The following is a 13,031-nucleotide window of genomic DNA, read 5'->3' as shown; positions in this document are numbered from 1 at the left end:
GGCGCGCCAAAGTTCACTAAGTTCACACTTGCGCGCGTTTCGTGCGCAGTGTTGCGAGTGAGTTGCATCTTATGCGACTTCGGACTTGATCCGGGGCCCGCTTTCTACCCGACGGAGAAGAAGCGGGACCCCGGATCAAGTCCGGGGTGACGTTGAGGGGATCGGTTCGGCCACAAGATCAAAGAGCACCGGACGCTGGAACGTCCGGTGCTCTTTTGTCACGGCCCACAGGCTGTAGGAAAGCGTTACGCCGCGACCAGCGCCTTCTGCGTCGAGGCGCAGTGGATTTCGTCGATCGCCTGCCCCAGCGCCGTGTCGAACTCGGCATCGGTCATCGGCTGGCGCAGATCGGACAGCAGCGCGCGGCTGAAACTGGCGATGATGCCGGGGTTCTTCGCCAGTTCGGCGCACGCCTCGGTCCGGGCGAAACCGCCCGACAGTGCCACGACGCGCAGCACGCGGGGATGGTCGACCAGCGGCTGGAACAGGCCGGGTTTCGCCGGCAGCGACAGCTTCAGCATGACCTTGTCGTTACCGGTCAGTTCGTCCAGCGCCTTCAGCGTCTCGTCGAGCAGGATCTGGTCGGCCTCGGCCCGTTCCGCGCTCTTGATGTTCACTTCCGGCTCGATGATCGGCATCAGGCCGTGCGCCAGCACTTGGTCGGCGATCTCGAACTGCTGCGCGACGACGGCGGCGATGCCGGCGTGGTTGGCGAGGTTGACGACCGAGCGTTCCTTGGTGCCGAAGATGCCGAGCTTCTTCGCGCGCGCCAGCAGCGTGTCGAGGTCGGGCATCGGCTTCATCAGCTGCACGCCGTCCGCCTCGTCCTCCAGCCCCTTGTCGATCTTCAGGAACGGGACGACGCCCTTGTCGGCCAACGCCTGCGGCACGGACTTGCCGCCCGCCTGCCCGTCCATGGTGCGTTCGAACAGGATGGCGCCGATCACCTTGTCACCGGTGAAGGCGTCCGACGTGATGATCCGGGCGCGCATGGCATGGATCAGGCCGAACATTTCCTCGTCGGTGCTCCATGCGCCGTCCTCGACGCCATAGCCCTTCAGCGCCTTCGGCGTCGAACCGCCGCTCTGGTCGAGCGCGGCGATGAACCCGTGTCCGTCGGCAATCTTCGCAGTCATGTCGGCGTTGTTCATGATCGACCCCTCAAGGTTTCGGTTATGGCGTCAGAGCGCGAGCCAGCGCCGCAGCGCCTGGTCCACCTGCTCCATCGATGTGGCATCCGCCTGCCCCAGCACCCGCACCACGCGGCTGCGGCGCAGCGTCTTGATCTTGTCCACCTGCGCTTCGCTCTCGACCGAGATGCCGGTCGTGTCGGACGCGGGGAACGGCACGCGGAACAGCGTCTCGCCACCGGTCAGGCTGGTCATCGGCACCAGCGTCACCGAGGCGTGCGCTTCGTTGAACAGGTCGGATTGCACGACCAGGAAGGGGCGGCGCTTCACCGCCAGGTCGCCCGGCCCTTCGACCAGGACGATCATGCCGCGCCTTATCTCCACCGGCCATCCTCCGCTTCCACCCGGTCGAAGAATGCCCAGTCGGCGCCATCGTCGCGCGCGGCGGCGCGTTCGGACTGGCGGCGGGCTTCGGCGCGAAAGGCTTCGTCGTGCAGTTCGACATAGCGGCGCACGGCATCGCGGGCGATGTCGCTCTTGGAACGCCCCTGCGACCGCGCGACATTGGCGAGCCGCTCTTCCAATTCGGTGTCGAGTCGTACCCCTAGCAACGCCCTACCCTTCGTTTAACGTGTTGAACGGGTAGCGGCGGTTGAAGGTGGGATCAAGCGGGTTGTTGGGTCTTCGGACGTTAAAACGCAGTACCCCCGCGCAGGCGGGGGTCCAGGGCCAGACAACGCAGCGTCGCGTTCGGCGCTCTGGACCCCCGCCTGTGCGGGGGTACGGTTGCGGACGGGTTGGGCCTCAGCGCGCCAGTGCGGCGACGCCGGGCAGTTCCTTGCCTTCCATCCATTCGAGGAACGCGCCGCCGGCGGTCGAGACGAAGCTGAACTGGTCGGCCACGCCCGCCTGGTTGAGCGCCGCGACGGTATCGCCGCCGCCCGCGACCGATACCAGCGATCCATCGGCGGTCAGTGCCGCCGCCGTCTTGGCCAGCGAAACGGTCGCGACGTCGAACGGCGGGGTTTCGAACGCGCCCATCGGCCCGTTCCACACCAGCGTGCGGCAGTTCTTCAGCACATCGCCCAGCGCCTCGGTCGCGGCGGGGCCGACGTCGAGGATCATCTCGTCGGCGGCGACTTCGTGAACGTTGACGGTGCGGGTCGCCGGGTTCGGCTTGAACTCCTTGGCGACCACCACGTCATAGGGCAGGTGGATGGTGCAGCCGGCCTTTTCCGCCGCCTCGAAAATCTCGTCGGCGGTGCCGGTCAGGTCGTGCTCGCACAGCGACTTGCCGACATCGACCCCGCGCGCGGCGAGGAAGGTGTTGGCCATGCCGCCGCCGATGATGAGGTGATCGACTTGGCCCACCAGATGCTTCAGCACGTCGAGCTTCGACGACACCTTGGCCCCGCCGACGACCGCCGCGACGGGGTGTTCGGGGTTGCCCAGTGCCTTGTCCAGCGCGTCGAGTTCGGCCTCCATCTGCCGCCCGGCAAAGGCGGGGAGCTTGTGCGCCAGCCCCTCAGTCGAGGCGTGGGCGCGGTGCGCGGCGGAAAAGGCGTCGTTGACATAATAGTCGCCGAGCGCGGCCATGGTTTCAACGAGTTGCGGGTCGTTCTTCTCTTCGCCCGCGAAGAAGCGGGTGTTCTCCAGCACGGCGATATCGCCCGGCTGCATGGTCCTCACCGCTTCGGCGGCACCGGTCCAGTCGACGAAGCGCACTTCCCGCCCGAGCACGTCGGACAGCGGCTTGGTGACGGGGGCCAGCGACATGGTCGGGTTCGGCTGCCCCTTCGGACGGCCGAAATGGGCGAGGATCAGCACGATCGCGCCGCGATCCGCCAGTTCGGTTACGGTGCCGATGGTGGCGCGCAGGCGGGTGTCGTCGCTGACCGCGCCATCGGCCATGGGCACGTTGAGGTCTTCGCGGACCAGCACGCGCTTGCCGGTGAGGTCGCCCATTTCGTCGAGCGTCTTGAAATTACGGCTCATTCTATGTCTCCTTCACCGTTCATGCTGAGTAGAGGCTGAGCGAAGGCGAAGGCTCGTATCGAAGCAACGATCCTTCGATACGCCGCTTCGACAAGCTCAGCGGCTACTCAGGATGAACGGCCGGTGTTTCGATTCGTATCGTGTCACCGACGCTGATCCGGCCGCCCTCGATCACCTGGGCGAGCGCGCCGCCGCGCCAGTCGGGGGTCAGGGCGGCGCGCAACCCTTCGGCGATGGTTTCCATGCGGCTGCACGGATCGCATTCCTTGGTGATTTCCAGCAGCACCTCGCCGACGCGCAGGCGGACGCCGGTCGTCTGCGGCAGGTCGAAATCCTCTACCAGCAGATTGGCGCGGCGTTCCCACCACGGCAGTTCGTGGCCGATCAGGCGCATCGCCTGTGCCCAGTCGCCGACTTCCATCAGCGACACCTGCCGCTTGTTGCGGCCGGGCTTGAGCGCGCCGCGGAAATCGCCGTCCAATCCGGTTTCGACGGTGACGCGCACCGTCTCCACCAATTCGATCGGCCCGCGCGAAAAGGCGTGGCGGGCGATGCCCTTCAGGATACCACCCGCCATCGGGCTTACCCCAGCTTCGCCATCGCGGTCGCGGTGTCGACCATGCGGTTCGAGAAGCCCCATTCATTGTCGTACCACGACACGACGCGGACCAGCTTGCCGTCGAGCACGGCGGTCTCCAGGCTGTCGACCGTCGACGATGCGGGGGTGTGGACGATATCGATCGAGACGAGCGGTTCGTCCGAGAACACCAGCACGCCCTTCAGCGGACCCGATTCCGACGCCGCCTTCAGGATCGCATTGACCTCGTCCTTCGTCGTGTCGCGCTTCGGCGTGAAGGTCAGGTCGACCAGGCTGCCGTCGGGCACCGGCACGCGGACCGCCGAACCGTCGAGACGGCCCTTCAGTTCGGGCAGCACTTCGCCGACCGCGCGGGCGGCGCCGGTGGTGGTCGGGATCATCGACATGGCGGCGGCACGGGCGCGGCGCAGATCGGGGTGGATCTGGTCGAGGATCTTCTGGTCGTTGGTATAGGCGTGGATCGTGGTCATCAGGCCACGTTCGATGCCGATCGAATCGTTCAGCACCTTGGCGACCGGGGCCAGGCAGTTGGTGGTGCACGACGCGTTCGACACGATGGTGTGACCGGCCTCCAGCTTGTCGTGGTTGACGCCGTACACGACGGTCAGGTCGACATTCTTGCCCGGTGCCGAGATCAGCACGCGCTTGGCACCCGCGTCGATATGCTTCTGGCACGACGTACGGTCGGTGAAGAAGCCGGTGCATTCCAGCACCAGTTCGACGCCCAGTTCCTTGTGCGGCAGGTTAGCGGGATCACGCTCGGCGGTGACGCGGATGCGCTTGCCGTCGATGACCAGATCGTCACCCTCGGCGGCAACCTCGCCCGGATACTTGCCGTGGACCGAATCGCGGCTGAACAGCCAGGCGTTCGACTTCGCGTCCGCCAAGTCGTTGATCGTCACCAGTTCCAGCCCGCTGTCGGGCCGTTCGAGGATCGCGCGCGCCACCAGACGGCCGATGCGCCCGAACCCGTTGATCGCTACCTTCGTCATGTCCTCGTCTCCCTCAATTCGCGAGCCGCGCCAGCACCTTTGCGGCGATGGCATCGGCGGTAAGGCCGAAATAGTCGTAGAGCTTGTCCGCCGGGGCCGATGCACCGAACCGGTCGATGCCGAAGCGCAGGCCGTCGACCATCGTGTAGCGTTCCCAGCCGATGGTCGTGCCCGCCTCGATCGAGACGCGCAGGATGTCGTCGGGACGGGCGTGCGGCAGGACGTCCTCGCGATAGGCGGCGTCCTGCGCATCGAACCGCGACCAGCATGGCATCGACACGACGTCGGCACCGATGCCCTGCGTTTCAAGCTGCTGCGCGACGCCGACGGCGATTTCGACCTCCGAACCGGTCGCGATCAGGATGACGCGGCGGGCGGCTTGGGCGGCCTTCAGGCGGTAGGCACCCCTGGTGCTGCGGTTTTCGCCGGTTTCGGTGCGGAGCTGCGGCAGGTTCTGGCGCGACAAAGCGAGCAGCGACGGACCGTCGCGGCGCTGTACCGCCAGTTCCCAGCATTCCGCCGTCTCGACCGCGTCGGCGGGGCGATAGACGTCGAGACCGGGGATGATGCGCAGGCTCATCACATGCTCGATCGGCTGATGGGTCGGTCCGTCCTCGCCCAGACCGATCGAGTCGTGGGTCATGACATAGACGACACCGGCATTCTGCAACGCCGACAGGCGGATCGCGGGTCGGGCATAGTCGGCGAACACCAGGAAGGTGCCGCCATAGGCCAGCACGCCGCCGTGCAGCGCCATGCCGTTCATCGCCGCCGACATGCCGAATTCGCGGATGCCGTAATGGATGTAGCGGCCCGAATAATCGTCGGCGGTCAGCGCGACCTGCGCCTTGGTCTGGGTATTGTTCGACGGCGTCAGGTCGGCCGAGCCGCCGATGGTTTCGGGCAGCGAGGCGTTGATCGCTTCGAGCGCCAGCGACGATGCGACGCGGGTCGCGATCTTCTTCGGCTCGGCGATCAAGCTGTTGATATGGTCCTTGAGCGACCAGCCGTCGGGCAGCTTGTTCGCCATCCGGCGTTCGAACTCGGCACGGTCGGCATGGGCCGCAAGGCGCGTATTCCAGTCGGCATGGACCGGGGCGCCGCGTGCGCCGATCGCCTTCCACGCATCGGTCAGCGGCTCGGGCAGGTGGAACGCGTCATGTTCCCACAGCAAGGCGGCGCGGGTGGCGAGGATTTCCTCGGCGCCCAGCGGCGACCCGTGAACCTTGTGGCTGCCACCCTTGTTCGGGGCGCCCTTGCCGATCACGGTGCGGCAGCGGACCAGCGACGGGCGCGAGTCGGCGGCGGCTTCGGCGAGCGCGCGTTCGATGTCGGCGAAGTCATGGCCGTCGCAGGCGACGACGTGCCAGCCGGTCGCTTCGTAGCGGGCCGACACGTCCTCGCTGGTCGACAGGTCGGTCGAACCGTCGATGGTGATGCGGTTGTCGTCCCACAGGACGTTCAGCCGGCCGAGCTTCAGATGCCCGGCAAGGCCGATCGCCTCGTGATTGATGCCTTCCATCAGGCAGCCGTCGCCGGCGATCACCCAGGTGCGGTGATCGACCAGATCGTCGCCGAACACGGTGTTCAGGTGCCGCTCCGCCGTCGCCATGCCGACCGCCATCGCAACCCCCTGCCCCAGCGGACCGGTGGTGCATTCGATGCCGGGCAGCTCGAAATTCTCCGGATGGCCCGCACAAGGGCTGCCCAGCTTGCGGAAGTTCGCAATGTCCTGAATGGTGGGCTTCGCGTAACCGGTCAGGTGGAGGAGCGAATAGATCAGCATCGATCCATGGCCCGCCGACAGGACGAAGCGATCGCGGTCGGCCCAATGTGGATCGGCGGGATCGAACTTCAGGAATTTCGACCAGAGGACGGTCGCGACATCGGCCATGCCCATCGGCATACCGGGGTGCCCCGAATTGGCGGCCTCCACCGCGTCCATCGACAAAACGCGGATGGCGTTGGCGAGTTCGAGCTGGGATATGGTCACGCGCACTCCTGTTGGGCGCTACTGGGGTCGCGCGAGCCTTTGGAACCGTCGCGCCGTTCAGTCAACCGCCAAACCGGACGTTTGTTTAACATGTTTAGCAAGGATCGATTTATCCGATGAGCGACGACCCCCATGCCGCCGCGATCGCACGGATCGACCGGGCGCTGGAACGGATCGAGCGCGCGGCACGAATCCGCAGCGACGCGACTCGCGCGCTGGCGTCGCGCCATGCCGCGCTGCGTACCCGGATCGGCGATGCGATCGGCGCGCTGGACGCGGTGATCGCGCGCGAAGCGGATGCCGACTGATGGGACAGATCACGTTGACCATCGCCGGCCGTAGCCATCAGGTCGGGTGCCGCGACGGCGAGGAGCCGAAACTGCGCGCGCTGGGAGCCATGCTGGAGCGGCACGCACCGGCCGCGCAGCACGCATCGGGCGGATCGTCGGACCGCACCCTGCTCTACATCGCGCTGATCCTCGCCGACCAGTTGGCCGAGCGCGAGGCGGGTCCGCAGGCGAAATCGGAGGCCGGCGTGCTGGAACGGATCGCCGAGCGGCTGGAAGCGGTCGCATCGGCCCTTGAGGAGCAGGGTCCGGACGCCTAAATAGGAGTCGGCGGGACTGCCCGGTGCGAGCCTTGCATAATCCCTGAGGCTATTTCTTCATCCATGGGGGTTGTCCCTGCGCAGATCCTGGTCTGACGTACATGATCCCCACCTGACGTACCGTGCGTCAGTGGATAACGCGGCAAACGGCCCATGGTGGTTCCGCCACACCCCCCTTCCATGACCGACAAGCACGCCTTGCGCGCCGCGCTGCGGGCGCGGCGGCGGATATTCGCTGCCAGCGGGCCGATGCCCCCTGCCCCGCCGGCGCTGTTCCTCGATGCGCTGCGGCCGGGTGTCATCGTCGCCAGCTATGTTCCGATCGGGGGTGAGGCCGATCCGGCGCGGTTCGACCGCGCGGCGCGGGCGGCGGGTGCATCGCTGGCGTGGCCGGTCGTCATCGACCGCGAATCGCCGATCAGCTTCCATGTCGACGACAGGATGCACGACGGGCCGTTCGGGTTGCGCCAGCCGGGGGCCGACTCCCCTCCGGTCGCTCCCGACATCATCCTGACACCGCTGGTCGGCTTCGACGCCGCCGGCAATCGGCTGGGCCAGGGGGCGGGCCATTATGACCGGGCGTTCGCACGCTGGCCGGACAGCTTACGAATCGGTATCGCGTGGTCGATGCAGCAGGTCGATGCCCTGCCGTGCGATCCGTGGGACGTGCCGCTCCACGCGATCGTCACCGAAACCGCCCTGTTCCTGACCGGAGAATTGCCTTGAACGAGCCGACATGGCGCAAACCGATCGGCGTATTGGCGATCCTCGTCCTGCTGACGCTGTGGGCGATCGCGGTCGCGATGCTGTCGCCGGTCGTCGGCGGCTGGCACTGGATCGTGCAGCTCGCCTTCTACGTCGCGGCGGGTATCGCATGGTTGTGGGTACTGCCGATGCGGCGGATGCTGTTCTGGATGGAAACAGGCCGCTGGCGGTAGCGCCATCCGATGAAGGATGGCGCGAGTGACGGGGCTCGAACCCGCGACCTCCGGCGTGACAGGCCGGCGCTCTAACCAACTGAGCTACACCCGCTCTCTAGCGAGGAGGCGGCGTGTAGGATAGCGAATCGCCGGTGTAAAGCGGGTATTTCGCGGGTTGCCGGGAAAAGCTGCAAGGTGGTGTCGGTCGCGACGGAGCGGTTCGAATAATCTCCGGACAACAATACGGGCGGGAGTTCCGAGCGCCTCTCGAACCCGCCCCTTTGCCCGGAAACGTCGCCCCAGCGAAGGCTGGAGCCTCAGGCTGCTCCTGCTGCGCGCTAGAATCGGGAGATCCCAGCCTTCGCTGACATACCCTTTGGCGCGACCGCGATCCCTCAGAAATCGGCGACCTTGCCCCAGGCCGATTCGCGGAACCGGTCTGGGTGATAGGGTCTGGGATCGACGATCGGCTCGGCACCGGTCAGCATGTCGGCGAGCAGATGCCCGACACCCGGCCCGATACCGAAGCCATGCCCGCTGAAGCCCGAGGCGATGACGAAGCCGGGGATCGTCTCGACCTCCCCGATGCCGGGCACGCCGTCCGGGGTGCTGTCGACATAGCCGGCCCAGCGCGCGGTGACCGGCCGATCCTTCAGCGCGGGCATCAGTGCGACGGCGCGTTTGTGCGTCATGCGGATCGCCGCCGGATCGGGCCTGGGATCGAGGATGCGCGTCCTTTCCATCGGTGTCGGGCGGTCGAGCCGCCACTTGGCTAGCGTCTCATGCCCCGCCTGCGCGCCCTGCACCCCGCCGGGGCGCAGCTTGCGCCAGCGCCGCAGAAACATGGGCACGAATTGCGGCGAGAAGCGCAGCAGCTGCGGCGTCGGGTCGACCCGGCCGAACCCGCTGATCGCCAGCGTATAGCTGCCATCGACGCGGCGGGTGGCCGATACTTCGCTGGTGTGGAGCGCGGGCGGCAGGTCGCCCGCCCCCGGACCGATCGACAAGGCCGCCTGGCGGATCGTCGCCTGGGGGAAGCGGATGCCATATTGGTGGCAGAAGGACGACGCCCACGCGCCGGCGCTGAGGATCGCGGTCGTCGTGCGGATCGTGCCGCGTTCGGTGACCACCGCCGACAGCCGCCCGCCGCTGGTTTCCAGGCCGCGTACGGCGCAGTCCTGCAACACGGTCGCGCCCAGCCGCTGCGCGGCGCGCGCGGCGGCTGGGGCGGCGCGCGACGGATCGGCGGTGCCGTCGGTCGGCGACCACACGCCCCCCTTCCACGCGCCGTTGATGCCGTGGCTGCGCTCGGCGGTCTGCGCTGCGGTCAGCATATGCGTTTCGACGTTCACGCCCTGCGCGAACTTGCCCCATCGCGCCCAGGTCGCGATCTCCGCCTCGTCCCGGCTGAGATACAACAGGCCGCAGCGGCGAAAACCCGCATCCTCGCCGGTTTCGGCCTGGAACTGTTCCCACAGGTCGAGCGACCTGGTCGCCATCGGCAGCTCGCGCGCGTCGCGGTTCTGCTGGCGGCACCAGCCCCAGTTGCGGCTGGACTGTTCCGCGCCGATCCGCCCCTTTTCCAGCAGCACGACCGACAGGCCACGCTTTGCGAGATAATAAGCGGCGAAAGCGCCGATGATGCCACCGCCGATGACGACGACATCCGCCTGCGCCGGAAAATCGGCCGAGGATTCGACGAGGGTGAGCGGTACGCGCATCGAAAGGCTCCTGCGAGAGACGGCCCGGCTCAGTAGCCGAGCATCGCCTTCGTCTCCAAAAATTCGTCGAGGCCGTGGACGCCATATTCGCGGCCGTTGCCCGACTGGCGATAGCCGCCGAAGGGCGCGTGGGCGGTCCATGGCGGATAGTTGATATGGACCTGTCCGGCACGGATGCGGCGCGCCACCGCGCGGGCGCGGGCGAGGTCCGCCGACTGGACGTGCGCGCCTAGGCCATAGACGGTGTCGTTGGCGATGCGGATCGCGTCTTCCTCGTCCGTATAGGGCTGGATGCACAGAACGGGGCCGAAGATTTCCTCCTGCGCGATCCGCATGGCGGGCGTCACGTCGGAAAAGACCGTCGGGCGGACATAATAGCCGCGATTGAGGCCGTTGGGGCGGCCGGGACCGCCGCAGACCAGCCGCGCGCCCTCCGCCATGCCAGTCGCGATCATCGCCTGTACGCGGTCATGCTGCGCGCGGTTGGCGATCGGTCCCATGCGGGTTGCCGTATCGGTCGGGTCACCGACCACGATCGCCGCCGCCGCCGCCTTTGCCAGTGCCTCGACCTCCGCCAAGCGATGGGCGGGCACGACCATGCGGGTCGGCGCGCTGCACGACTGGCCGACATTGCGCATCGCCGACAGCACGCCCTTGCCCACCGCCGTGTCGAAATCGGCATCGTCGAGGAAGACGTTGGGCGACTTGCCGCCCAGTTCCTGCACGACGCGCTTGATGGTCGGGGCCGCGCCCTGCGCCACCAGCATCCCCGCACGCGCCGATCCGGTGATCGACACCATGTCGACCTCCGGGTGCGACGACAGGGCGGCGCCGACGCTTTCGCCCGCGCCGTTGACCAGATTGAAGACACCGGGCGGTGTACCGGCATCCTGCATCACCTCCGCGAACAGCAGCGCGCTGAACGGCGACAATTCGCTGGGCTTGAGGACGACGGTGCAGCCGGCGGCGAGCGCCGGAGCGACCTTTGCCGTGATCTGGTACAGCGGCCAGTTCCACGGCGTGATGAGCGCGGCGACGCCGATCGGTTCGCGGGCGAGCGCGAAGCCCGCCTCTTCCCGCAGGAAGCGATAGCTGCCCAGCACCTCGATCTGGGCGCGGACATGGGCGATGCCGGCGGGCACCTGCGACACGCGGGCGAAGTCGATCGCCGATCCCATTTCGGTGGAAATCGCCTGCGCAAAGGCTTCGGCGCGTTCCTCCAGCAGATCGGCGATGCGGGTCAGCAGCGCGATACGGTCGGCCGCCGGCGTTTCGCTGTAGGTCGCGAAGGCGCGCCGCGCGGCGGCGACGGCCAGATCGACGTCGCGCGCATCGCCCATGGCGATGTCGGCGATGACGGCTTCGGTCGCGGGATCGACGACGGCGCAGCGCGGTGCGTCGCTGCGGTCGAGCCAGTGCCCGTCGATCAGAAAGCTGGTGGCGCGGGACGTGCCCGGAATGTCGTTGGCCATGGGCGTTACCTTAGCGCCGACGGCGAGCGGATCGTGCCAAAAACGGGCAAGCGGCGGTGCTTTGTGCCGCACGGCAGATGCTGCCGCGTGCGACATGCCACAGGTCACCGATCGAGCGTCGGCCCGATCATTCGGCGAAGGTGGCGGTCAACCGCACCCCCAGGACGACGGCATTGCCGACCGTCGGGTTCAGCCCCGGCGCAACGATATACTGGACATGCGGCTGCACCCCCAACCAGTCGGCGACGGCGAAGCGATGGTTCAGCTCGATCACCGCCTCGCCCCGTGGCGGCGGCGGGATGAATTCGGCGCGGATGATCGCCCGGCCCGCGCTGCCGGCACCGGCATAGGCGATCGCGATGCCGCTATCGTCCTGCGGGCGCGCCGGGACCAGCCCGTGCCAGACCAGCCCCAGCGACGAAAAGCCACCGAAGATGTTGGCGCGGTCGCTGGCGACGCCCAGCCGGAAGAAGCCGCGCATCCCGCGCGTACGATCGCCGGCCAGTTGCGCCTCGCCGCGAAGATACAGGCCCTCGCTGCGGACCTGCCGGATGGTCGCCGCGCCGATGGCGGCGTCGTAGCGGTCGTCGCTGCGCGCGGTATAGCTCCATCCGCCGGCGAGCAGCCTCACGCGACCCAGTTCGGCATCCGCCTCCGCGATCAGCAGCGCGCCGTCGCCGCCGCCGATCCCGATCCAGATGCGGCGCGGATGCGCGGGGTCGTTCGGCACCCCGTCCGCCGCGGCGGCGCGCAGCGTCAACCGGTCGCCGACCTTCACCTGCCCGCGCACCGCCAAGCTGGTGCTGGGAAAGGTCGACGGACCGTTGCGACCCGAACCGGCCAGTTCGGTGCCCATGCCGAACGCACTGTTGACGAACAGCAGCGACGTCTGAAGCGCGTCGAACTCGCTGTTCACGTCGTACAGCCCGCCCTTGATCGACCAGCGGTCGTCGACGCCGCGATGCTCGGCCCATGCCTCCAGCACATGGAACAACGGCACCCCGGTCTCGATGCTCGACACGACCTGCCCGTCGCCGACCAATTCGCCGCTGAAGCTGGCGCCGTTATTGTAGAAGCCGTGGACGAGCGCTGTCGTGCGCGGCACCCCGGCCAACGCATCCAGATCGGCCGACGCGATCGCGCTGACATTGTTGATCCAGCGGGTGCCCCGTCGCCTGCCCCCCGCCACCGACGACAGGATGTCGCCGGTATAGGCGAGTTGCAACACCAGCGGATCGCGCGCCTCGATTTCCGGAAGCTCGACATTGCCCGGCGCGCGTTCGACGCTGGGAGCCTCGACCTGCGCCGCCGCCGGGGCGGCACCGATCACCGCCAGCGACGCCGCCACGATCCCCCCGCCCCACGTCCTTCGCATATCGTCCGGTCCCGCTGCCTTCTCGACGGTCGCCATGATGCGATCATCGTTACAATCATGTTGCCGTATCGCGCAGCCCCGACAGTAAATCTCGCCGTAGAGCGGCGCGTTTCGCATAGCTTGTGCCGCCAGGCACGCAATGGCTGCGGCAGGATATGCCGCCCCGGTCCCGCAGCACGGCCGCGTCGCACCGAACTCTCCCCCCGGCACGGGGTTGACCCGACATCG

Annotated in this window: 14 protein-coding genes and 1 tRNA gene; 4 read left to right on the top strand and 11 right to left on the bottom strand. The window is 67.6% G+C overall.

Annotated features, from left to right (window positions below):
- Positions 1 to 245: 245 nt before the first annotated feature.
- From ASE83_RS03730 to tkt, 7 genes are all read right to left on the bottom strand, one after another.
- Positions 246 to 1,151 carry a fructose bisphosphate aldolase gene (locus ASE83_RS03730; RefSeq protein WP_055783926.1) on the bottom strand — a complete coding sequence of 302 codons (906 nt, stop codon included), beginning with the start codon at positions 1,149 to 1,151 and terminating at the stop codon, positions 246 to 248.
- A gap of 30 nt (positions 1,152 to 1,181) precedes the next feature.
- A complete protein-coding gene (locus ASE83_RS03725; protein WP_055783924.1) occupies positions 1,182 to 1,496 on the bottom strand; it encodes a type II toxin-antitoxin system PemK/MazF family toxin in 315 nt (104 codons plus the stop codon).
- Between the two features lie 8 nt (positions 1,497 to 1,504).
- Complete coding sequence (locus ASE83_RS03720; protein WP_055755878.1) at positions 1,505 to 1,741, bottom strand: ribbon-helix-helix protein, CopG family; 237 nt, start codon at positions 1,739 to 1,741, stop codon at positions 1,505 to 1,507.
- 193 nt (positions 1,742 to 1,934) lie between these two features.
- Positions 1,935 to 3,125: a phosphoglycerate kinase gene (locus ASE83_RS03715; RefSeq protein ID WP_055783922.1), complete on the bottom strand. Its 1,191-nt coding sequence runs from the start codon at positions 3,123 to 3,125 to the stop codon at positions 1,935 to 1,937.
- A 103-nt stretch (positions 3,126 to 3,228) separates the two neighbouring features.
- A complete protein-coding gene (locus tag ASE83_RS03710) occupies positions 3,229 to 3,702 on the bottom strand; it encodes an MOSC domain-containing protein (RefSeq protein ID WP_055783920.1) in 474 nt (157 codons plus the stop codon).
- Positions 3,703 to 3,707: 5 nt separating this feature from the next.
- A complete protein-coding gene (gap, locus tag ASE83_RS03705) occupies positions 3,708 to 4,715 on the bottom strand; it encodes a type I glyceraldehyde-3-phosphate dehydrogenase (protein WP_055783919.1) in 1,008 nt (335 codons plus the stop codon).
- Between the two features lie 13 nt (positions 4,716 to 4,728).
- Positions 4,729 to 6,708: a transketolase gene (gene tkt / locus ASE83_RS03700; protein ID WP_055784469.1), complete on the bottom strand. Its 1,980-nt coding sequence runs from the start codon at positions 6,706 to 6,708 to the stop codon at positions 4,729 to 4,731.
- Between the two features lie 116 nt (positions 6,709 to 6,824).
- Here tkt and ASE83_RS03695 point away from each other — a divergent pair, with 116 nt between their 5' ends.
- From ASE83_RS03695 to ASE83_RS03680, 4 genes are all read left to right on the top strand, one after another.
- Positions 6,825 to 7,016: a hypothetical protein gene (locus ASE83_RS03695; protein ID WP_055783918.1), complete on the top strand. Its 192-nt coding sequence runs from the start codon at positions 6,825 to 6,827 to the stop codon at positions 7,014 to 7,016.
- Positions 7,016 to 7,315, top strand: coding sequence for a cell division protein ZapA (locus ASE83_RS03690; protein WP_055783917.1), 300 nt, complete (start codon positions 7,016 to 7,018; stop codon positions 7,313 to 7,315). Before ASE83_RS03695 ends, ASE83_RS03690 begins: the two co-directional genes overlap by 1 nt.
- 180 nt (positions 7,316 to 7,495) lie before the next feature.
- The gene (locus ASE83_RS03685) at positions 7,496 to 8,041 is read left to right on the top strand and encodes a 5-formyltetrahydrofolate cyclo-ligase (protein WP_055783916.1); all 546 of its coding nucleotides are present in this window, start codon (positions 7,496 to 7,498) and stop codon (positions 8,039 to 8,041) included.
- Complete coding sequence (locus tag ASE83_RS03680; protein ID WP_235512964.1) at positions 8,038 to 8,253, top strand: DUF2842 domain-containing protein; 216 nt, start codon at positions 8,038 to 8,040, stop codon at positions 8,251 to 8,253. Before ASE83_RS03685 ends, ASE83_RS03680 begins: the two co-directional genes overlap by 4 nt.
- A gap of 17 nt (positions 8,254 to 8,270) precedes the next feature.
- On the opposite strand, the gene ASE83_RS03675 is transcribed toward ASE83_RS03680, so the two are convergent.
- The 4 genes from ASE83_RS03675 to ASE83_RS03660 form a co-directional block, all read right to left on the bottom strand.
- Positions 8,271 to 8,347: transfer RNA gene (locus ASE83_RS03675), tRNA-Asp, on the bottom strand.
- Positions 8,348 to 8,630: 283 nt separating this feature from the next.
- Entirely contained in the window at positions 8,631 to 9,956 is a 1,326-nt protein-coding gene (locus tag ASE83_RS03670) for an NAD(P)/FAD-dependent oxidoreductase (protein ID WP_055783915.1), read from the bottom strand.
- Positions 9,957 to 9,985: 29 nt separating this feature from the next.
- Complete coding sequence (locus tag ASE83_RS03665) at positions 9,986 to 11,428, bottom strand: aldehyde dehydrogenase family protein (protein WP_082443051.1); 1,443 nt, start codon at positions 11,426 to 11,428, stop codon at positions 9,986 to 9,988.
- 127 nt (positions 11,429 to 11,555) lie between these two features.
- Positions 11,556 to 12,839: a carbohydrate porin gene (locus tag ASE83_RS03660; RefSeq protein WP_055783914.1), complete on the bottom strand. Its 1,284-nt coding sequence runs from the start codon at positions 12,837 to 12,839 to the stop codon at positions 11,556 to 11,558.
- Positions 12,840 to 13,031: the final 192 nt, after the last annotated feature.

Origin of the sequence: Sphingomonas sp. Leaf32 (assembly GCF_001421765.1) — a bacterium.
In the GTDB taxonomy this organism is placed as follows: Bacteria; Pseudomonadota; Alphaproteobacteria; order Sphingomonadales; family Sphingomonadaceae; genus Sphingomonas.
The sequence above is the reverse complement of the archived record's forward strand: the minus strand, read 5'-3'. Positions and strand labels throughout refer to the sequence as shown.